Below are 21,487 nucleotides of genomic sequence, written 5' to 3'. Positions count from 1 at the left end.
GCACTGCTAGATAGCGCTTTTCTCTTTTTTTGATGCGTTGATTGCTGACTCATCCCTTATTATATAACTATAGCTGTTATTGTCGATATGCGACAGAGAATTAGTACCAGAAGAGAAGTCGGCAGCTTACAATATTCCCCCTATTACAATATACGCAGAAGTATCGCTAAATGTTGCGTGAGCAAGCCATTTAATAATAGCAGGTCCGAAAAGCTGCTGTGGTGGTCTCGTGGCCCTTTCTCCTTTCCCTGTATGGGTTATTTTGTATCATTGTACAGGATGCAGAGAGGAATGTGAGCTTGTATTGTTGATAACAAAGGAAAATAGGGAAATTTAGCCTATCTTCTCACTGTTGTCGTTTGTTCGACGGCTCATAAACCATATGGGCTAGCTCTTCTAGCTGATTGCTCTCTAAAGGCAAGAGGATCAGGGCTGAAACCAGGCTAGCGACTTTGAGAGCCTGGTTTCGCTGCAATTTTCATATGTAATAATCTGCCTGATTTTCCGCAGACCTATTCTACGTTATTACGCTACTTGATAGAGTGCGAAATTACTGGCTACGATAGATGCGTTTTGACCAACGGCAATGCCAACTGTGCCGCTGGTATAGGTGGAGTCGGTGATGCTACTTAGCGCCCGGCCATTAGCATAGAAGCTAAATTGTTGCCCGTTTACCGCTATGTCCACGGTTGTAGGCGTATGCACATCGCCGAAAGCCCCCTTGGCAATCTCTTTGCCCGCCCCGTCGCGTTATCATAGACATTGGTACTCCAGGTCCCGTCAGCATGAATGAGAAATGCATAAACTCCTTGCTGATTACTGCCCGGTTGATTGCGGAAGTAGATGCCAAAATCGCCATTTGATTGTGGCGCAGCATTGAGCTGGGCCTGTATAACATAGTTGGAGGGTGTATCCTGATTGGGTAAGCCGGTCAGGAACATTCCTTCCAGAATAGGTGAGGTTGCGGTGCTTGTAATAGTGGTCTGAGTATTCTGGCAGGTTATCCCAGGACCTCTGAAGGCTGCCCATTTGCCATTGCCATGGTCGCAATTGGGGCCTGGGCTGCTTGCCGCATAAAGCAATGGTCCGGCGGTGATGGCGGGAGTAGGGCCCTGGTTTGGCCCTGTAGTCGCGGTTGGCGCTGTAGGCGTGGTGTATGCAGTAGGTGTCGCCGTGGCATTTTGGCCCGGCGTTGAGGTAACCGTGGCGCCTGTATTAGGCGTCGGTGATGTGGCAGTTCCCGAACCCTGGGTGGCTGTGACTGTGGGAGATGGGGTAGGCGTGTTTCCTCTCTGGCTTAATTGAATGCCTATGATAACTCCACCGATGATGAGCACGAGGGCGAAGAGTATGCCAATGAGTATCCACCAGGGCCGCCGCTGAGGACTGGCGGGTATAGGCGTATTAAAGCTCGGCTGATAGCTACCGAAGTTGGGAGGCGTATAGCTGCCTTGTGTGGGATTGGTATAGCCATGCTGTCCCTGCTGACCATGATATCCGGTTTGTGACGATGGTGGTGGGGAGGCGTTTGGATATTCTTGCGGCCAGATCCGCTGGGAGGAGGGGGAGGAGAAGCCGCCACGGTTGGAAATTGATCTTCCTGGTTGCTGCTTTGCCTGGCTGTGGCTGGAGAAGATGCGAACTGAGCCCTACGCAAGGCTTCTGCCATTTCACTTACGGTCGTATAACGCTCTTCTCGGTGCTTGGATGTCGCCTTTTGTAAAACTGCATCGACTGCGGCGGGAATTGCCGGATTCATTCTGCGCAAGGAAGGTAGCGGTTCCTGGATGTGCTGAATGGCAACTGCATATGGTGTGTTGCCGGCAAAAGGAACATGCCCACTCAGCAGTTGAAAAATGACGATGCCGAGCTCATAGATGTCTGCCCGAAAATCAATGGTCTCGCCCTGGGCCATCTCGGGGGCCATATATTCCGGGGTGCCCAGGATGGTACCTGTACTTGTCAGCGTGGCACCTGAAGCGGCATTGCCTTCCATAATGCGTGCTATACCAAAATCTGCAAGTACCAGGCGACCATCGGCATGGAGCAAAAAGTTGGCGGGTTTGAGATCGCGATGTACTACTCCTTGCCTATGAGCATAATCAAGCGCGGAGGCCGCCTGTTCTGTGTATTTTATGACCTCGCTCAATGGCAGAGCGCCACGCCGGGCAAGCACGTCGCGCAGGCTTCCCCCTGAGAGATAAGGCATGACAAGATAAGCCAGCCCACTTTCTTCTCCATATTCGTAAATCGGCATGATATTAACGTGCTCAAGACGTGCCACGATGTCAGCCTCGCGCCGAAAGCGGACTAGAAACTCCTGATAGACCTCACTATTGGGAGCGAGATTGGGAAAAAGAACCTTGACAGCTACGTTGCGCGCTGGACGCGTTTGCTTGGCCAGGTACACTGCCCCCATTCCACCTTGCCCTAGAAGTCGTTCAAGTGTGCAGGTGCCTAATGTTTTCCCGGAAAGATTATCTGTATTGCTCACTTACTGTTCCCCTCCTCTGCCATGGCCGTGCGAATTATTCTCCCCATGCCTGATGCCATGACTGTTGAAAGCATCTAACACTGTATATATGATATACGCTGAACATATGATAAAAGCAAAAATGATAAAAACGTAAGTTCATTTTTTTTTGAGAGCATAGAAATTGCCTTTAGTATGCATGAAGGCAAGGCAAAACTCAAGTATTTTTGATCATATTGGTACAAGAACACGGGCTCAGGCCTCTGGCGGCTCCGTATGAATGATAACTGAGTCGAGATTAGGGTAAGCCCGCCTTAATTCTCGTTTGATTTCCTCGGCCCATACATGGACCTTGCTTAGCGGGGCCCTGGCATCGAAGATGGTATGTAACACCAGGTCAAGCGCAGGCTCTTTGTTGCTATTTTGTCTGCCCGCCGTAACTCTGCTCGTGCGCGAGCGATATAAGTGCACATCGTGTGCGCTGCCTATACCGGCAATAGTATCAGCGATGCGGCAAATGTTATTGGCCATATCTGCATATTGTTTCGTCACATCCTGCCGGCGTACTATCGTGCTGTTGGGGGCTTCCAGATGGGTTGTTACCCGGCCTACGCGTGGATTATTTTGTAATATGGTCTGCTCAAGGCGGGTGGCTACGGCGTGGGCTTCGTTCAGAGCCATATCTTCCTGTACCTCTAGGTCAAAATCGGCTTCCAGGCGCCCATTGACTTCACGTACGTGGATGTCATGAGCGTGTATGCCCTGTGACTCGGCCAGGTAGTAGATTTGATCGGTAAGGGTCTCCTGGGAGGATGCAGTAGGCTCTACATGCACAACAATATCAACATCTCCCTGCGGGGAGATAGTGCGCGTGGCTTCCATAACAGCTTTCTCAACGCGCTCGGTAAGGGAATGAGTTTGCTCGAAGGTCAGGGTACGCGGTGCAGCAATAATCACGTCAGCAAAGAATTTGTTGCCAGCGCGCCTCATGCGTACCCGACGAACTTCGCTCACATCCTCTACATGTGCAATGCAATCGCTTAATTGTTCGGCTAATCTACCCGGAGAGCGATCGATGAGGGCATCGATGGTTTCACGGGCCAGACGTAAGCTTACCCAGATCACGATAGCTGAAACGCCAAGGGCGGCGACAGCATCGGCCTGCCCAAGCCAGGCAGGGAGATGAAAGCTCTGGACAAGCCAGACTACGACAAGGCCGCCGATCACGACTGCCGAGCTCCAGATATCCGTGCTGAAATGAAGGGCATCGGCTTCCAGGGCCTGGCTACCCAGACGACGGGCAACCCGCAAAAGAACGCGTGAGCGTGTAACATCGACGCCGATAGAGATGAACATCACGATGAAGGCCCAGATGCTGGCGTCAACATGGCCTTCATGATATAAGAGGCGACGAATGGCTTCATAGATGACCCAAACAGCCGTGAGGAGTAAGAGCGCCGCTTCAAGAAAGGCTGAGAGGTTTTCGACCTTGCTATGTCCGTAGTTGTGGGTCGCGTCAGCTGGCCGATCAGCAACGCGCACAGCCAGAAATGTTAATAAGGCTGCTACAAGGTCCAAGCCGGAGTGGGTGGCCTCGGCAAGAATGCCCAGGCTTCCTGTAAGTAGGGCAACAACGATCTTTAATGTAGTCAGGCCTATAGCCGCTCCAACCGATGAAAGGGCCACTATGCTCTTTTCGCGCTGAGCTGCATTACTAAATTGCATATAACCCCGTCTACCTCCTGAGATGCTACCTCTGTTTTTATGTACAATAGAAGCGAATAGTACAAATGTTTGATAAATGCACTCATTCATTGTACGCTATATCTTGAGTGGGGGCAAGATAATTTTGCATTACTCGTCATACAGGTATGAGCTGCTCAGCTGTAGCCGCCATCTTTATGGTGCTGGCCCTTCAAAAAACCGGCGGTGGGAAGAGAAGCGCCAATCGGCAGGGGAGATCCTCACGGCTTGGGAACTGTTTAGCCCATCTCCTATGACAAATAATAATTGACATCTCGTGTATCTGCTGTTATTCTTAAAGAAGACAAATGCATATTTGAGACTGACCCGCGATGAGCGAAACTAGTATGAAGGCGGTACCAACAGCGAGCCGAGGTATGGTGAAAGGTCGGCAGGATTTTACCGTTCTCAGAACCCATTCGTGAGCGGCCGTCCGAAGAAAGCCCTGGCCAGGTAGATAAACATTGAAGTGCTGCCTGCCTGCATGATGGCAGGAAATGGGCAAGTAGGCGCGGATGGATGGCTTCCATGCAGCAAAATAGCCTTAAAGTGGTCTTTCCACCTTCGCTACAATGTGGTAGGGTAGGGGACCCGCCAATGGCGTAGCTTCTTATTTATGAGAAGAAAGACAAGCTGGGTGGTACCACGGGAGCAATTGTATGGCTCTCGTCCCTTTAGCAATAGAGAGGGATGAGGGCTTTTTTGTTTTTGTTTTTAATGCATAAATTAAAGGGGATGATACATGCCTAGTGTTTCTATTGTTAATGTGACAAGCTATACCGGATTGGAGTTACTGCGCTTGCTGTCACAGCATCCCCAGTTCGTGGTGACTTCGGTAACCGGACGCAGTGCCGTTGGTAAACGCCTGGATGAGGTCTTTCCCCAACTGAGCAGTCTGCTGGCTTTCAATCAAGCAGCGACACCGGCAGTCAATCCAAAGCTGGTCATTGGCGAGGAACCCGCGCAGACAGATCTGGCCTTTGTCTGTCTTCCACACGCGGCAGCTGCTGAGATGGTTGCGCACCTCTTGAAACGGGGAACCAGGGTCGTAGACCTCTCAGCCGATTTTCGTTTATATGATGTTGCCGTCTATGAGGAATGGTATAAGCATGTCCATCCGGCGCCCGCGCTAATAGAGGATGCCGTCTATGGATTGTGCGAGCGCTATCGCGAACGAATTCGTAAATCTTCACTTGTGGCCAATCCAGGCTGCCATTCAAGCACAGCTATTCTCGGTCTCTTGCCTGCCTTTGCTGCCGGTATTATCAATCCTGACGTAATTATAGATAGTAAAACGGGTATCAGCGGCGCCGGGCGAAGCCCTTCCCTCAAAACCCACTATGCTGAAGTAAATGAGGATATGAGCGCTTATAGCCTTGAGGGTCATCGACACCTGGCCGAGATTGTGCAAGAGCTCATTGCGGGAGCTAAGGATGGCGGACATCCCCTGAGCGCTCCGCCACGCATAACTTTTATCCCTCACCTGGCGCCAATGACGCGAGGAATTCTGGCTACCTGTTATGCTGATCTCAAGCCAGATGCCCAGCAGCGTATGCCAACAACAGCTGAAATACGTGCTCTCTATGAAGAATACTATGCTAACGAACCATTTGTGCATGTCGTGGATCAGCCCCCGCATACCAAATGGACATATGGTAGCAATCATTGTTTCATTTATCCTGTGGTAGATGTGCGCACACAGCGCCTCATCGTGATCTCGTGCCTGGATAACCTGGTGAAGGGAGCCTCTGGTCAGGCCGTGCAGAATGCAAATTTGCTCTATGGATATCCGGAAACTATGGGCTTGTCAATTGTAGGAGTAAATCCTTAAGCAGAAATGCCTTTTTATTCTCCATTTTATGTGGAGAGAGGAGTATGAGGAGTAATGACTATTGCTTTTTCGCGCACGCCCGATGGCGACATTGTTAGCGATCATCATCTCATCGCTCAGGTATTGGGTGAAGCCTTGCCCTATATTGACTTTTTAAAGGGCAAAACACTCGTGATAAAATTAGGGGGAAGCACGCTTGAGCATCAGCGTATGGTCATGCAAGATATTGTCTGGCTCCATGCTCTGGGCGCTCATCCAGTGCTTGTGCATGGGGGTGGTCCATATATAAATGAGTGGCTGAAGAAGCTCAATTTGCCTGCGCGTTTTGAGAATGGCTTGCGCGTCACCGATGCCCCGACCCTGGAAGTCGTGCGTATGGTGTTGCTGGGCCAGGTCAACCAGGGATTGGTGCTCATGACTTCCCAGTTGGGAGGTAAAGCAATTGGTCTGAGCGGAACTGATGGTAGTATGGTGCATGCGCATATTGCTGACGAGCGCCTGGGGTTTGTGGGAGAGATTGAAGCGGTAGATCCTACTCCTGTGCAGGCACTTATCTCGCAGGGTTATATTCCCATCGTGTCTCCTCTCGGTGAAGGCCCGGATGGCATCTGCCTGAATATCAATGCTGATCTGGTTGCTGCTCATCTTGCCGGAGCCCTCGACGCCGAGAAGCTTATCTTCTTAAGCAATGTAACGGGGATTTGTCGAGCTGACGGCTCGTTGATCTCCGAGCTGAGCGAGGTTGAGGCCAAAAAACTAATCGAGGAAGGCGTTATTAACGGAGGAATGATTCCCAAGGTGTCGGCTTGTCTTGATGCGCTGGCTGCGGTGCCGCGCGTCCATATTGTGGATGGGCGCGAATCACACGTGCTCTTGCGTGAGTTATTCACCGATCAGGGTGCCGGCACTATGATTATACGCTAAATATCGGCAAGCAAGTTTGCCGTATTTGAAAGGATGTTTATGAAGAAGCGCGTTGAGCGATTGCGTGGTATGCATGATCTCTTACCAGAAGCGCATCAGCATCAGCGTTGGGTGATAGACCAACTCAGTACATTCCTGGGTCTGGCGGGCTATATGCCTGTCGACCCTCCCATTCTTGAGCGCAGTGATCTTTTCCGGGCCAGCTTTGGTCAGGAACTGTGGCAGAATCTTTACGCTTTTCGGCTGCATAACCATGAGCTATGTTTGCGTCCGGATTATACGGCCTCGATCTGCCGCCTCTATCTCGATCACTATCAGCGGCAGCCCTTGCCGTTGCGCTTTCAGTATGCCGGACCGATCTTTCGCTACGAGTCGCCAGGCCGTGAGCGCTATCGCCAGCATACGCAGATTGGGGTCGAGTTGCTGGGTGGACATGCTGCTGCTGCCGATGCAGAAATATTGCAGCTGGCCTGCGGTGTTCTGCACGAGTTGAATATTTCCAGCTATCGTCTGGAACTGGGGCATATCGGAGTCGCCAGCGGCTTCATTAATCGTTTACATCTCGATGATCACGCGGCCCACTTGCTTTTAAGCTTGATGGAGCAGATAAGCCGCTCTGAGGAGGGCGAACAACTCGCTCAGGCGCGGCTAGAAGCGCTCTATCCGCCCGATCTCTCGATAGAAAAGATGGCAGAAAGTGCCTCGCAGAATGGCAAAGTCGAGGCACGCTATATTACCTCGCTGCTCAATGGAATCAGCATCTCCTTTGGGGATGATGCCACGCGCCACGAGGTAGTTGAGCGCTTCTTGTGGAAAGTGGGGCGCAGCGAGCAGCGGCGGCAAATCTTGCATGCGCTGGAATTCTTGCGTGCCCTGCGCGCTGTGACGGGCTCGCCGCCCGAAGTCTTTGAGGCTTTGCGTAGCCTGTTGGATCGTTACGGACTTGATGCTACTCCTCTGGCCGAGCTCCAGCAGCTGGTAACCGTAGTGGAGCAGTGTGGCGTTCCCGAACAACAAATTGTGCTCAATTTATCGCTTGGGCGCGGCGTAAGCTATTATACCGGACTGGTTTTTGAGATCCATGGTCAGGGCGAGGACGGTTTTGATGCTCAGCTTTGTGGTGGTGGACGCTATGATCGCCTCATGCGCGCAGTAGGCGGCTCCCACGATACGCAGGCCTGTGGCTTCTCCTTTGGGGTTGAGCGCCTGCTCTCGCATATCTCCAGTGGCAATCTGCCAGGGACTGCGGCCACCCAGGCTCTGGTAGTTCCTGTAAGCTCGCAGGATGTTCCCTATGCCATGCAGGTAGCGCGCTCGGCTCGTAATCTGGGTATGCGTACCGAAGTGGATGTGACCGGACATGGCGTGGGAGCGGGCTTAAAGCTTGCCTCCAAAAAGCAGATCCGCCTGGCTTTAATTGTCGGCGAGGATGAGCAGCAGAAGGGCGTGGTTACTGTACGCGATCTGTTGACAGGTGAGGAACAGGAGGCGCGCATCGAGTCGCTCCTGAATAGAGTTTTAGATGAGGAGCAGTGTCTGTGAGTGTAAATGGTAGTGTACGCCTGGCACTGCCAGGAAAAGGCGCTCTAGAATCTGCAACGCTGGCATTTCTGGCCGAGTGCGGCCTGAAAGTCAATCGTAGCAATCCACGCCAGTATTTGGCGCGCATCAAGAGTATGTCTGAGATAGAAGTTGTCTTTCAACGTGCTGCCGATATACCTGAACTGGTGCAGAGTGGCGACGCAGCTCTTGGCATTACTGGCTATGATATTCTGGCCGAGCATCGGGGCTATGGGGATGAAGAGGCTGAGGAGGAAGATCACGACGAAGAGACTATGGTGTTGGTGCGTGATCTGGGCTATGGTGGGTGCCGCCTGGTCGTTGCTGTACCCGAGACATGGATCGATGTAAGTACCTGTGCTGATCTCTGGCATCTCTCTGGCTATTATCGCACCCACAAGGGCCATGGCTTGCGTATCGCAACCAAGTATCCCATCCTGACGGGGCAGTTTCTCCGTCGCCATAATATTACTCATTGCAAGATATTTTCGCCGCATGGCGCTCTAGAGGCGGCCCCGCTGACAGATACTGCTGATCTGATCGTGGATCTGACGGAGACGGGGACGACGCTGCGCGAGAACCATTTGAAGTTGCTGGATGATGGCGTGGTCTTGCGCTCGCAGGCCACTATGATTGGTAATGCCGAGTTGCTGAGCCAGAATCCCGAAGTATTGCGCGTCACTGAGATTATGCTAGAGCTCATCGAGGCACGCGTGCAGGCCCGTAATCGCTCTATGCTGGTTGCCGAGGTGCGCGCCGAGAATGCTGAGGCTATGCAGAACATTTGCGCAGGGTTGAAGCACCGTCTGCGGGCCATCGCGCCAAATCTGGAGTTTCGCATCACGGCCTCTGACCTTATCAGTAATATGGGCACCGGTTGGTATACTATCTCGGGTGTTGTCGGTGGTCGCACAGAGGTTTCAGAACTGCTAGAAGTCATTGCTGTCTTGCGTGGCGCTGGTGCGGTGAATGTTAATGTGACTCCGCTTACATACTGTTTTACAAAAGAGTCGGTAAGTGTTCGTGCCTTGCATGAACGGCTAAAGAGGATGCGTTGAGTAATATAGTCGTATTTGATCTGGATGGTGTGATTACCAGCGAAGAGGCTTATTGGGATACGGCAGGGTTGGTGTTGCATGAATTGCTCTATAGCCCGCAGTATTGGAATATTGGCCATAGTGGGGGAGTATATACTCCCCCGTCTACCGCTGTGCTCAGCCATCAGCTGAGCGCAAAGATCCTTCCTGAGTCGGTGATTGTCGATCTTAAAGCGCGTTCGGTGAACTCTAACTGGGATACTTGCTATGCCGGATTTTGTCTATACTTGATCCATTTGCTGGCTCTGCTTCCCGATTGCGCTGATTTGCTCCCCCTGCGCCCCTGGGAGCAAGACTGGACGGAATCTTTTAGGGAACAGCTTGCTCGTTTGCCTGGAGCCTTAGAGATCGATCCCGCTCGCTTCCACGTCTTTGAGACACCTCTCTTTCGTGGATATAGTGGTCTCGAATTGCTGCAACGCTTTGACGCCTATGCCAGCGAGGTTCTGGGCCAGCATATTGAGGGCGTTTTTGCCCGTTATAGCCCTTCCTGGGACTTCTGTAAGGATCTGTTTCAGGAGTGGTATCTTGGCGAAGAGCTCTATACCCGTTCTTATGGGCATGCTCCGGCGCAAGCTGGTAAGCCTGGTTGTATTCATTTTGAGAAGCCGCTGCTGCCGGTTGAGCAGCTCTATCCAGCGCTGGAAAAACTGCAGGCGTTGGGCTATACGCTGGGGATCGCCACCGGTCGGCCGGGACAGGAGAGCATCACCCCGCTGCAAAACTATGGCCTGCTGCGTTACTTTGCCGCTCAGCATATAGTGACTCATGACCAGGTAGCTGAGGCCGAGCGCGGATTGAAGGCGTGCGGCGGTAAGCAAAATGCACCTTCGCTGGTAAAGCCCCATCCTTACCAGTTTGCGCGCGCTGCCAATCCAGCTTATCAGCCTGGACAGCCAGCGTTACCCCGTGGGAGCTTTATCGTGGTCGGCGATACGCCCAGCGACGTACGTGGTGGCCGCGCGGCTGGTGCTATTGTGATTGCCGTGCTCACCGGAGCGCGTACGCCAGAGGCGCGGGCCTTATTGGCGCAGAGCCAGCCCGATTTTATAGTTGAGGATATCACAAAAGTGCCTGCGCTCTTAGAACAGATCGACGATCTAGCTACTATTCAGCGCCTGCAATTTAGCGAGCGGGCCAAAGCCGAGCTCCTCTTGCAGCATTGGTTTACCCAGCATATGGGCTTGCAGACAGAAGCTATTACGCTGACGCCCAAACCTGTCTCGCTTAACTCGTTTAATGGCATCTATCGGCTAGGCTCGGAAGAATACTTTTTCAAGACGCATGTTGAGGAGCAGGGTGTTCTTGAAGAGTATTATCATGCCGAACTGTTGCACAAAGCCGGCTACAATATCGTCAGGCCTTTGCATACAGTCCATGAAAAGGGTCAGCAGATGGTTGTCTATCCCGTGGTGCATTGGCCGGTTATGTTTGATTTGATGCGTGCTGTAGAGACTGGCGATACAAGTCAGGCCAGTGTAGCCATGCTGGTGGAAGCTGAGAAGCGCGAGTGTGAGCGCTTGCTGCGGATCTATCAGGCTACGCTTCAGGCGAGTACTGCTGACGAGCATGCGCGGGCGCCGATCCATCAGCTTTTCTGGCATCGCATCACGGGAGGGCGCCTGCACAATTTTTACTCTGGCAAGCTGGTTGCCTTACCTGCCACGGGCGAGCAGCAGGTTGGCGGTATTCCATTTGACGAGTTGTTGGGCTATCGCTGGATGGTAAATGGAAGAGCGCTTGAAGGATCATTGGGTGAGTTGATTGAGCGTGCCAAGGTTGTGCTCAATCCGGCGCGAGCTGCGCTGACGGTTATTGGACATGGCGATGCGCACTTTGGCAATGTGTTTTTAGAACGTGAGCAGGACTATCTCTATTTTGACCCGGCCTTTGCCGGACGTCATTCGCCCCTGCTTGATGTGGTCAAGCCTCTCTTTCACAATGTATATGCCAGCTGGATGTACTTTCCACAGGAGATTGCGCGCGATTTGCAGGTATCGGTAGCCTTGCGTGGCTCAACAGTTAGCGTTGAGCATAATTATGTTCTGGCGCCCGTGCGCCAGGCGCTGTGGGAGACAAAGCTAACATATCTCTTCGGGCCTCTTAAAGAGTTCTTGCGCGCCCAGCTGGCGTTGCCAGACGATTGGTCTGAACTGGTCAGGCTGGCCTTAATGTGTTGTCCTCTACTAACTGTGAACTTGCTGGATGAGAAGCGCATGCCGGCCTCGGTTAGTTGGCTGGGGCTCTCGCAGGTCATGGAGATGGCTAATCTAGCAAGCATTGGAGCGGAAGCATGATTGCGATTATTGATTATGGGGCCGGCAACATTCGCAGCATTGCCAAGGCCCTGGAGTATGTAGGGGCAAGCGTGCGTGTGACGGATGATCCGGCTGTGGTAGCGGAGTCGCGCGCGGTTGTGCTGCCGGGTGTGGGTTCTGGCGGATCGGCTATGCAACGCATGACTGAGCGGGGCATAGATGTAGCTATTCGACAGGCAACGCAGCAGGGCAAGCCGTTTCTGGGCATCTGCCTGGGCATGCAATTGCTCGCTGATCACCATGCCGAGGGCGAGGTAGATGGCTTGCATCTGTTTCGTGGTTCCGTTTTGCGCATTCCCAACGGTCCGAAGATTCCTGAGATGGGCTGGAATCAGGTGCGGCCCCTGCGCGAAAATCTAGCCATTTTTGCTGATATCCCGCCCGATGCTTACTTCTATTTTGCCCACTCCTACTACGTAGAGCCGCAGGATGAGCAGGGTGTGGCCGCACTTACCGACTACGGTTCGCCTTATTGTAGCGTGATTGTCACGGAGCAGGTCTGGGGCACGCAGTTTCATCCTGAGAAGAGCGGCGCGGTTGGCTTGCAGTTGTTAAAGAATTTTGTAAAGTGGGTGCAGCGATGATCATTCTGCCGGCTATTGATATTAAAGATGGGCTCTGTGTGCGGCTTTATCAGGGAGACTATGCTAAGGTCACGACGTATGGGACGGACCCCGTTCAGGTCGCGTTACGCTGGCAGGAAGCGGGTGCGAGCTGGCTCCATGTGGTCGATCTTGATGGTGCGGCTAAAGGACAGCCTGTAAATACTGCGTTGATTGAGCGCATTTGTGCCGCGACAAACCTGCGGGTAGAAGTTGGGGGCGGAATGCGTTCGCTGGCGCATATCGAGCAGGTTCTGGCTACTGGTGCTGAACGGGTCATTCTGGGTACCGTGGCTTTAACCGATCGCGCGCTTTTGCAGGAGGCGCTATCGCGCTGGCAGGAGCGCCTTGTGGTAGGGCTAGATGCGCGTAATGGGCTGGTAGCTATTGCTGGCTGGCACGAGACCTCTCAGGTGCAGGCTACGGAACTGGCGGCAGAGCTAGAGACCGTGGGAGTGCAGCGTTTTGTCTATACCGATATCGCGCGTGACGGTGCGCTGAGTGGTCCCAATCTCAAAGCTCTCAAAGAACTGCAAGCCGCGACATCACGCCAGCTAATCGCCTCAGGTGGAGTGAGCTCTCTGGCTGATCTGCAGGCGCTCGCCGAGCTGGACGTAGAAGGGGCTATTGTGGGCAAGGCTATCTACACCGGCGATGTGGAGCTGGCAAGGGCGATTCAAGAGCTAGAGAGGTGCTGAGCATGTTGACCAAGCGTATTATTCCCTGCCTGGATGTTGCCGATGGGCGCGTTGTCAAAGGGGTCAACTTTGTCAACTTGCGCGACGCCGGCGATCCTGTGGAACTGGCAACTTTTTACAATGCTGAAGGGGCAGATGAGGTAGTTTTTCTCGATATTACAGCCTCCTATGAGAAGCGCGCAACCATGCTTGACGTGGTAAGACGAACTGCCGAGCAGGTCTTTATTCCAGTAACTGTAGGCGGTGGTATACGGACTGTAGAGGATATTCGGGCGACGCTGGGTGCGGGAGCCGACAAGACCTCGCTCAATACGGCGGCGGTGCAGAATCCAGAAGTCTTGCGCGCGGGCGCCGAGCAGTTTGGCGCTCAGTGTATTGTTCTGGCCATAGATGCGCGCTCCAACGCGCAGATGCCCAGCGGTTATGAAGTATTTATTCACGGTGGGCGTACACCTACCGGTATGGATGCTCGCGAATGGGCGCAGCGCGGCGTTGAGCTTGGAGCTGGCGAGATCCTCCTGACCAGCATGGATCGCGACGGGACCCGGCAGGGCTATGATCTGGATCTCAATGCGAAGATCGCGGCGGCCGTGACGGTGCCCGTTATCGCCTCTGGCGGCGTTGGCTCGCTGGAACATCTCTATGAGGGCTTGACTACAGGAGGCGCCGATGCCGTGTTAGCCGCTTCAATTTTCCACTTTGGCGAGTTTCGGGTACGCGATGTGAAAGCCTATCTGCAGTCCCGCGGCGTGCTTATGCGCCCCTGCTAAGCGCTATGCGTGTATGCCGAACTGTTTGAATATGGCCGGCCACAGACAGGCAGTTCTTCAAGCTGCGAGCCCTGAGCAATGGATGAGATAAGCTTCTCCATTGCTCTACTGGCCTGTGCTTTATGAAGCTGCTGGGATGGCATTTTCCCTTTATGTATGTGCGCCAGCTGTCTGAGTATCGACCCACGTTTTGATGATCTGATAGGAAAGGCTGAGCGGCGCCGGCAATTCAGGCAGGTCATCGAAGCGGAACCAGGCCGCGTGATCCAGCTCTTGCTGATCTGGATGGATTTCACCGCTTACATAGCGAGCCGTAAAGCCGATCATGAGCTGTGTCGGAAAAGGCCAGGGCTGGCTGGCTACATACGTTACATCGTCGATCTCGATATTAACTTCTTCGCGCACTTCGCGTTTAACGCATTCCTCTAGCGTTTCGCCGGGCTCAACGAAACCGGCAAGAATACTGTAGCGTTTGCCCCAGCCGGGCTGATGGGCCAGAAGAACCTGATCACCGTTGTGGACGAGTACGAGAATAGCAGGGATAACCGGAGGGTAGCCAATATAGCCGCAGTTGGGACATTTTCGCCCCCAGCTCTCAAAGAGCTCTCCCATGGGATGGCTACAGTAGGGGCAATAGCGGCTGTTGCGTTGCCAGTAGAGAATCTGCCAGGCATATCTTGCCGCTTCGTAAGCTGCGTCTTCAAAGCACCCAAAAAGTGCTCTCAATCCCAGAAGTTTCCAGTCTTGCGGGAGGGCGCTTTCGCTGCCGACTTCGCAGGTCATACACGGAATTCCTCCCAGGGTTCCGATATAAAGCGCAGCCTGGGGCTCGAAAATCGCCATGTCTGCAGCGTTACAGAGGGCCAGGCTTAATTCCTGGCCCTGTTCGCGAACCAATAATTCAGTTCCGCGGAAGGGAAACCAATAGGCCAGACCAGGGGCAGGTTGGGTAGGTGGATAGGCTCGTTGGAAAGTTGTGACCATTAAATAAAGCTCCCAAAGTATATGGAATGATGATTAACGTCTGGCTATCTGCGGATCGCGCTCGCGGGGGAGCGCAAACCAGGCGTCATCGCAGGCGCGTAATTCTTCTTCGTCCAGGACGGTATCTACGCCTTGCAGGCTATCCTTAAGCTGCTCCGGTTTGCTTGCACCCAGAATTGCGCTTGTAACGCCTGCTTGAGCCAATACCCAGGCCAGCGCTACATGAGTCAAGCTTTTCTTGCGCGGCTCTAAGAAACTGGCCAGAGCTTCTACGGCCTCGAATGCTGCATCATTCCAGTAGCGGCGGCGATAAAGCTCGCCAGAATATTGCAGGCTAAAGCGCGTGCCCGACTCGACCGTGGCTAAGCGCTGCCGATAGCGCCCGGTCAGCACACCGCCGGCCAGCGGATTGTAAACTATCACACCGACACCGTGGGCTTGACATAAGGGAAGCAGTTCATCCTCGATCATTCTGAACAGGAGATTGTAGCGCGGCTGCACACTCTCGAAGCGCGCAAGGTGAGCTGATTTGCTCGTCCATAGGGCGTCGGCAAGTTGCCAGGCCGGGAAGTTGGAGCAGCCAATGTAGCGCACCTTTCCGGCATGGACCAGATCATCAAGCGCTCTGAGCGTCTCTTCAATTGGTGTGGTAGGGTCTGGCCAGTGTACCTGGTAGAGATCGATATAATCGGTCTGTAAGCGGCGCAGGCTCGCCTCACAGGCCGCGAGAATATGCTTTCGGCTGAGCCCCTGGTCGTTGGGAGCGCTGCCCATGGCGCCAGCACATTTTGTGGCCAGGACAATGCGCTCCCGGGCCTGCCGCTCGCGAAGCCAGCTTCCGACAATCTCCTCTGTTGCCCCAACCCTGTCGGGGCTGCCACCAAGCGGATAGACATCCGCTGTATCGAAGAAGGTTATGCCAGCTTGATCGGCCACATCCATAATTGCAAAAGACGTAGCTTTATCTGCCTGGTTGCCAAAGGTCATAGTCCCAAGGCAAATCTCGCTGACTTTCAGGCCTGTATGGCCTAATTGCTTGATTTTCATCTTTCTTCAATCCTCACCATGAGAAAATATGGGCTTGACTAAGATCCAGAAGCCTTGTTATATCAGCAATTGGTCACAGTTGCGACTTTACCGATTGGTCCTTCTATTGTAGACCAAAAAAAAATAATCTGCTTGAAATTGTGTAAGAAAGGAGATGCTCTGCGGTTATGGAGCTTCCTGGCCTTAAATGCAGGATTGTAAAGGCCACGGTTTGAAGCGCAAGCCGCTAGCCAGCAGCTTCTTCTCTCACGGCTTTCGGCAGATGAGGCAAGAACGAAAAGTGGAAGGTCCTGGTATGCAGCGAATAATGCCTGCGCGCCGTTCCAGGATTGTATAATAGGGAGAACCTGGGATTTTGCTAGTCCTGGCAAATGAAGCGGAAAGTGTGTCAGCTTCCCAAATTAAAAGGGAAGCTCAGGCAAGAATAGGTAAGGGAGAGATGTATGTCACTGTCTCGGCAGCTTGCGCATGAAAGCACCAGCGATCAATACGCTCCTAAAAAAGAGGATAAATTTAGCTTTGGTCTCTGGACGGTTGGTAATCGGGGACGCGATCCTTTCGGGGATTTTGTGCGTCCTGACCTTAATCCTGTCTATAGCGTCAAAAAGCTCTCAGAACTGGGAGCATGGGGTATCAATCTGCATGATAATGATCTGGTTCCTTTTGGCGCAACGGCAAGCGAACGCGATCGCATTGTCAACGAATTTAAGCAGGCCTTGCAGGATTATGGGATGGTGGTACCTATGGCGACCACTAACCTCTTCTTCCACCCCATATTTAAGGACGGCGCATTTACGGCAGTTGATCCATCTGTGCGCGCTTTTGCCTATCAAAAAACGATGGCAGCTATTGATCTTGGCGTAGAGCTAGGGGCCACAACCTATGTCTTCTGGGGTGGTCGTGAAGGCGTCGATGCCGAGGCGAGCAAAGATCCCGTCGTAGCTGTCAAACGCATGCGTGAGGCGATTAATTTCTTTTGTCAGTATGTCATTGACAAGGGATATAATTTGCGCCTGGCTCTAGAGCCTAAGCCAAACGAGCCTCGTTCCGATACCTATTTGCCAACCATAGGCCATATGCTGGCTTTTATTTATAGCCTTGACCATCCAGAGATGGTAGGCCTCAATCCTGAGGTTGCCCATGAGCATATGGCCGGGCTTAATTTTGTGCATGGCGTAGCTCAGGCCCTTGAAGCTGGCAAGCTTTTCCACATCGATCTGAATGATCAGAAGGGGCCGCGCTATGATCAGGATCTGCGCTTTGGTAGCGAGAATATCAAGTCGCTCTTCTTCCTGGTCAAGCTCTTGGAAGAGAAGGGCTATAGCGGTGCACGTCACTTCGATGCGCATGCCTATCGGACTGAAGACGAACAGGGGGTATGGGATTTTGCGCTTGGCTGCATGCGTACCTACAATATCTTCAAAGAGAAGGCCAGGCGTTTTGCCGCTGATGCAGAGATTCAGCAGTTGCTCAAAGAGATTAATCGCGGTGATCAGGCCCTTGAGGCTTTGCTGGCTGGTGGTTATAGCCCTGAAGCAGCGCAGAAGCTCAAAGAGACAAGCTTTGATGTGGAGGCGCTGGCCCGGCGAGGCTACGGCTATGAGCGGCTTGATCAATTGACGCTGGAAATTCTCTTAGGGACACGTTAGTCAATGACCCCCGCCGAGATCGGCGGAGGCTTGTGAAAGCCTTCATTGACTAGTCTTAGCCCTCGGAAGAGGACTCCGTTCGAGCGGTCATGCGACCTCCAGGTGCCTACTCTAGCCTGGAGCGTGCGACCCGTTCACGCGAAACCGTGACAACACGGGGGATGCGTGGCAAAGTCTTGTACTTTGACAACTTGATAGTCGATGTTGGGTGAGGCACAAGCCAATTCCCAACCCTGTGTGAACCAGGATAAACCTCTCCCCCAGGGTAGCGACTGACCCTCAATCCCTGAAGCGGGGAGAAACAAGGAGTCACCTGAACCCAACAGGGAAAACTTGCTGGAAGGTTGCTATGGAGAGCGCAAGCGAAGTACATTGATTCATCGTGACTAGAGACAAGCCTACGTGGGTTATTGGCTTGACCAAAATGGTGAAGGATAAGGGCCTGGCTTAGCTTCAACGACCAGGGTTCACCCCAAAGAAACCCGGTGAAAAGTACCATCCTAACGCAACGTAAAACGACTATCAGGAACGAGGGAACCAGCATCATTGCTCTCTCAGGCGGTCGATACTGAGAGCAGGGAGTCACCCGCAAGCATGATGCTGGCAGGATTGTCTCAAAAGCCAACGCCTGGGGTAATGCTCAGGATAGGCTGACGGAGACACGATGGTTTGGAAGGTAGAGACTCAAATAGAGGTCTAAAAGCTATGAGCGTACAAACGTATAGATGGGAACTCCTGGACTGGGAAACCATAGAACGCCAGGTGTTCAAGCTTCAAAAGCGTATCTACCAAGCCTCGCAGCGTGGCGATGTCAAGGCAGTCCACAGCTTACAAAAACTCTTGATGAATTCCTGGTCGGCCAAATGCCTGGCTGTACGCAGAGTCACACAAGACAACCAAGGCAAGAAAACAGCCGGAGTAGACGGAGTGAAATCACTTCGCCCGCAACAACGAATGGCTCTTGTCGGATACCTCAAGCTCATACCAAAAGCTCGACCGGTGAGACGGGTCTGGATACCCAAGCCCGGAACACAGGAAAAACGTGGTCTGGGGATTCCTGTCATGTATGACCGCGCCCTCCAAGCTCTTGTGAAACTCGCACTGGAACCCGAATGGGAGGCAAAGTTTGAACCGAACTCTTACGGCTTTCGACCAGGACGCTCATGCCATGATGCCGTTGAAGCCATTTTCCACTGTATCAGTCAGAAGGAGAAATATGTCCTGGATGCAGATATAGCAAAATGCTTCGACCGCATCAATCATCAGGCATTGTTAGAAAAGCTAGCAACATTCCCGACCATCAGACAGATCATTAAATCCTGGCTGAAAGCGGGCATGATGGAAAATGAAACCCTCTTTCCGACAAAAGAGGGAACACCGCAAGGTGGTGTCATTTCTCCACTTTTAGCGAATATCGCGCTACACGGACTAGAAACATGTATCAAAGCATCTTTTCCTGCATCAAAAACGATAAAAGGGGAAACTACTGACAATTGGAAACCAACTGTCATACGTTATGCAGACGATTTTCTGATTCTACACCGAGATAGAGCGGTCATCGAGCAATGCAAAGAGCTAACGAATACATGGTTAAAAGGCATGGGGTTAGAACTTAAACCAAGCAAAACGAGGATCACCCACACCCTCTATGAATGTGAGGGAAACATTGGATTCGATTTCCTTGCCTACCAGATACGTCAATATCTGGTAGGAAAGACACACACAGGAAAAGGGAATCAATACAGCCCACCGCTTGGATTTAAGACGATCATCAAACCCAGCGAAGAAGCAGTGCAGAGACATCTTCTGAAAATCAAGGAAGAAATCCAAAAGCATCGGTCCCATACACAGGAGCAGCTTATTGGATCACTCAATCGGATTATCAGAGGATGGTGTAATTACCATCGGAGGAGCAGCGCAAGCCAAACCTTCGCAAAAGTAACACACCTTGTCTGGCTCAAACTCTGGCGCTGGGCTAAACGCCGCCATTCCAACAAATCCGCGAAGTGGAGACATCAGAAGTACTGGCCTCCAGGCGAAACCAACTGGGAGTTCAGAACGACTGATGGGAAAAGCCTGATGAAACACTCAGAGTTTTCCGTCATAAGACACATCAAGGTGCAAGGGAACCGAAGCCCATATGACGGCGATTGGAGTTATTGGGCAACACGCATGGGAAGGCATCCTGACTTGCCGCTCAAGAAAGCAAAGCTTCTGAAGATGCAACATGGAAAATGTGCCTTCTGTGGATTGTACTTCAAAGATGGGGATTTGCTAGAGGTGGATCATATCGTCCCGAAATCACAAGGGGGAAAGGACACCTACAAGAATATGCAACTCCTCCATCGTCACTGCCATGACCAAAAGCCGCTCAAGGAGAAATCTGTAGAAGCAAGAGGTACTCATGACAAGAGCCAGATTATCGAGGAGCCGGATGAGGTTAACGTTTCACGTCCGGTTTTGAAGACGAGCAGAGGAGGCAACGAATCTGCTTAGTTTAACTCTCGCGTCTGCGATTAACAGTTCTGACGGGTAGGAACGGTGTTACAGACCTGACAAGCCACTCAAACGTTGACGAAGAGTACCCTACTCCGAAAGGAGGAAGATGTTGTGTTCATCTTCATTTTGAATTGTCATCATCAACTCTTAATGCCCTGTTCTCCTCGTAAAGCACGTCTGCTGCTCAAGGGGAAGAAGGCAAAAATCGTCAGCATGGAGCCATTCACCTTGCAACTCCTCTCTGGGAGTTCTGGATATAAGCAAGAGGTCTCATTAGGCATTGATGCAGGAACGCATACTATTGGTCTCTCGGCGACCACTGAAAAGCAGGTGCTCTTTGAGGCAGAAGCAAAGCTCCGCACCGATATTCAGGAGCTTCTGGCCACACGGCGGCAATTTCGCCGGGCCAGGAGGAATCGAAAAACGGGATACCGCCAAGCCCGGTTTCAGAATAGAAAGAAGCCGCAGGGCTGGCTGCCCCCGTCTGTCCAGCATCGGCTTGATGCCCATCTCAAGGTGATCCGCCTGGTCCACCGGATCTTACCAGTGAGCAAGACGACGATTGAGGTGGCCCAGTTTGACCTGCAAAAGATCCAGCATCCTGAGATAGAGGGACCAGGCTACCAGCACGGGCCACAACAGGGCTTCTGGAATGTGCGCGAGTACGTGCTCTGGCGCGATGGCCACCAGTGCCAGTGGTGCCAGGGCAGGTCAAAAGACGCTGTCCTCAACGTCCACCACATCGAGAGTCGAAAGACGGGTGGGGATCGCCCAGAGAACTTGATCACCGTGTGTAAGACCTGCCACGCTCTCCTTCACCGCACCCACCAGGAGCAGAAGATCACAAGGAAGAGCAACGGGTTTCGGGATGCGACGCAGATGGGCGTTCTTCGGTGGAAGATCTACGAACAGGTCAAGGCTCTCTTCCCCCATGTTCACTTGATCTACGGCTATCGCACCAGTGCGACCCGTTTAGCCTAAACCGGCCTAAGAAACCGGGGGACGGCTAGCAAAGTAAGAACTTTGACAACTAATGATCCGATGTGAGGCGCAATTCCTCACCCGCGAGGTGAACGCGGATTAGCCATACCCTACGGTAGCGACTGGACATCAATCCGTAAAGCGGGTATGTGAGAGTAGATGACGAACCTGACGCCCATCGAAATCTGAGCGAAGTCACTACGGTTAGAAGCTGGTTGAAAGTGACCAGTAAATCGAATGTGCAACAGAACCATCGTGATAGCCACCAAGCCAAAGCAGGATGAAAGGCTTGACCAAAAGGTACTGATACG

17 protein-coding genes are annotated in these 21,487 nt (G+C 52.6%); 11 read left to right on the top strand and 6 right to left on the bottom strand.

All coding sequences use genetic code 11. The features are described from left to right. Positions 1 to 525 precede the first annotated feature (525 nt). The 4 genes from EPA93_RS18835 to EPA93_RS18820 form a co-directional block, all read right to left on the bottom strand. A complete protein-coding gene (locus EPA93_RS18835; RefSeq protein ID WP_129888992.1) occupies positions 526 to 705 on the bottom strand; it encodes a hypothetical protein in 180 nt (59 codons plus the stop codon). Beyond that, positions 678 to 1,337: a hypothetical protein gene (locus EPA93_RS18830; protein ID WP_129888991.1), complete on the bottom strand. Its 660-nt coding sequence runs from the start codon at positions 1,335 to 1,337 to the stop codon at positions 678 to 680. The genes EPA93_RS18835 and EPA93_RS18830 overlap by 28 nt, the downstream gene beginning before the upstream one ends. Next, on the bottom strand, positions 1,310 to 2,494 hold the full coding sequence (locus EPA93_RS18825) for a serine/threonine-protein kinase (RefSeq protein WP_129888990.1): 1,185 nt from the start codon (positions 2,492 to 2,494) through the stop codon (positions 1,310 to 1,312). The genes EPA93_RS18830 and EPA93_RS18825 overlap by 28 nt, the downstream gene beginning before the upstream one ends. Positions 2,495 to 2,728: 234 nt before the next feature. Then, positions 2,729 to 4,198: a cation diffusion facilitator family transporter gene (locus EPA93_RS18820; protein WP_129888989.1), complete on the bottom strand. Its 1,470-nt coding sequence runs from the start codon at positions 4,196 to 4,198 to the stop codon at positions 2,729 to 2,731. Between the two features lie 760 nt (positions 4,199 to 4,958). Between EPA93_RS18820 and argC the strand changes: the two genes are divergently transcribed. The 8 genes from argC to hisF are packed head-to-tail and all read left to right on the top strand — an operon-like array spanning position 4,959 to position 14,016. Further along, positions 4,959 to 6,047 carry an N-acetyl-gamma-glutamyl-phosphate reductase gene (gene argC, locus EPA93_RS18815; RefSeq protein WP_129888988.1) on the top strand — a complete coding sequence of 363 codons (1,089 nt, stop codon included), beginning with the start codon at positions 4,959 to 4,961 and terminating at the stop codon, positions 6,045 to 6,047. A gap of 54 nt (positions 6,048 to 6,101) precedes the next feature. Further along, the gene (argB, locus tag EPA93_RS18810) at positions 6,102 to 6,971 is read left to right on the top strand and encodes an acetylglutamate kinase (protein ID WP_129888987.1); all 870 of its coding nucleotides are present in this window, start codon (positions 6,102 to 6,104) and stop codon (positions 6,969 to 6,971) included. A gap of 39 nt (positions 6,972 to 7,010) precedes the next feature. Further along, positions 7,011 to 8,513 (top strand): histidine--tRNA ligase, encoded by a 1,503-nt coding sequence (locus EPA93_RS18805; RefSeq protein WP_165423241.1) that lies wholly within the window; start codon positions 7,011 to 7,013, stop codon positions 8,511 to 8,513. Next, positions 8,510 to 9,589, top strand: a complete 1,080-nt coding sequence (gene hisG, locus EPA93_RS18800; RefSeq protein ID WP_165423240.1) for an ATP phosphoribosyltransferase — start codon at positions 8,510 to 8,512, stop codon at positions 9,587 to 9,589. Before EPA93_RS18805 ends, hisG begins: the two co-directional genes overlap by 4 nt. Continuing rightward, positions 9,586 to 11,925, top strand: coding sequence for an HAD family hydrolase (locus tag EPA93_RS18795; protein ID WP_129888984.1), 2,340 nt, complete (start codon positions 9,586 to 9,588; stop codon positions 11,923 to 11,925). Before hisG ends, EPA93_RS18795 begins: the two co-directional genes overlap by 4 nt. Continuing rightward, complete coding sequence (gene hisH, locus EPA93_RS18790) at positions 11,922 to 12,530, top strand: imidazole glycerol phosphate synthase subunit HisH (RefSeq protein ID WP_129888983.1); 609 nt, start codon at positions 11,922 to 11,924, stop codon at positions 12,528 to 12,530. Before EPA93_RS18795 ends, hisH begins: the two co-directional genes overlap by 4 nt. Continuing rightward, positions 12,527 to 13,246, top strand: a complete 720-nt coding sequence (gene hisA / locus EPA93_RS18785; protein ID WP_129894576.1) for a 1-(5-phosphoribosyl)-5-[(5-phosphoribosylamino)methylideneamino]imidazole-4-carboxamide isomerase — start codon at positions 12,527 to 12,529, stop codon at positions 13,244 to 13,246. Before hisH ends, hisA begins: the two co-directional genes overlap by 4 nt. A 2-nt stretch (positions 13,247 to 13,248) precedes the next feature. Continuing rightward, positions 13,249 to 14,016, top strand: a complete 768-nt coding sequence (gene hisF / locus EPA93_RS18780) for an imidazole glycerol phosphate synthase subunit HisF (RefSeq protein ID WP_129888982.1) — start codon at positions 13,249 to 13,251, stop codon at positions 14,014 to 14,016. A 150-nt stretch (positions 14,017 to 14,166) separates the two neighbouring features. Here the strand turns inward: hisF and nudC are convergent, their stop codons facing one another. Next, a complete protein-coding gene (gene nudC, locus EPA93_RS18775) occupies positions 14,167 to 15,000 on the bottom strand; it encodes an NAD(+) diphosphatase (RefSeq protein ID WP_129888981.1) in 834 nt (277 codons plus the stop codon). 33 nt (positions 15,001 to 15,033) lie between these two features. Continuing rightward, the gene (locus EPA93_RS18770) at positions 15,034 to 16,047 is read right to left on the bottom strand and encodes an aldo/keto reductase (RefSeq protein WP_129888980.1); all 1,014 of its coding nucleotides are present in this window, start codon (positions 16,045 to 16,047) and stop codon (positions 15,034 to 15,036) included. A 443-nt stretch (positions 16,048 to 16,490) separates the two neighbouring features. Between EPA93_RS18770 and xylA the strand changes: the two genes are divergently transcribed. From xylA to iscB, 3 genes are all read left to right on the top strand, one after another. Then, on the top strand, positions 16,491 to 17,696 hold the full coding sequence (gene xylA, locus EPA93_RS18765; protein ID WP_129888979.1) for a xylose isomerase: 1,206 nt from the start codon (positions 16,491 to 16,493) through the stop codon (positions 17,694 to 17,696). A gap of 705 nt (positions 17,697 to 18,401) precedes the next feature. Beyond that, positions 18,402 to 20,192 (top strand): group II intron reverse transcriptase/maturase, encoded by a 1,791-nt coding sequence (gene ltrA, locus EPA93_RS18760; protein WP_129888978.1) that lies wholly within the window; start codon positions 18,402 to 18,404, stop codon positions 20,190 to 20,192. Between the two features lie 114 nt (positions 20,193 to 20,306). Then, on the top strand, positions 20,307 to 21,176 hold the full coding sequence (gene iscB, locus EPA93_RS18755) for an RNA-guided endonuclease IscB (RefSeq protein ID WP_129888977.1): 870 nt from the start codon (positions 20,307 to 20,309) through the stop codon (positions 21,174 to 21,176). Positions 21,177 to 21,487: the final 311 nt, after the last annotated feature.

Source organism: Ktedonosporobacter rubrisoli (genome assembly GCF_004208415.1).
Taxonomy (GTDB): domain Bacteria; phylum Chloroflexota; class Ktedonobacteria; order Ktedonobacterales; family Ktedonobacteraceae; genus Ktedonosporobacter; species Ktedonosporobacter rubrisoli.
Note: the sequence above shows the minus strand (reverse complement) of the source record. Positions and strands in the feature narration are given on the sequence as shown.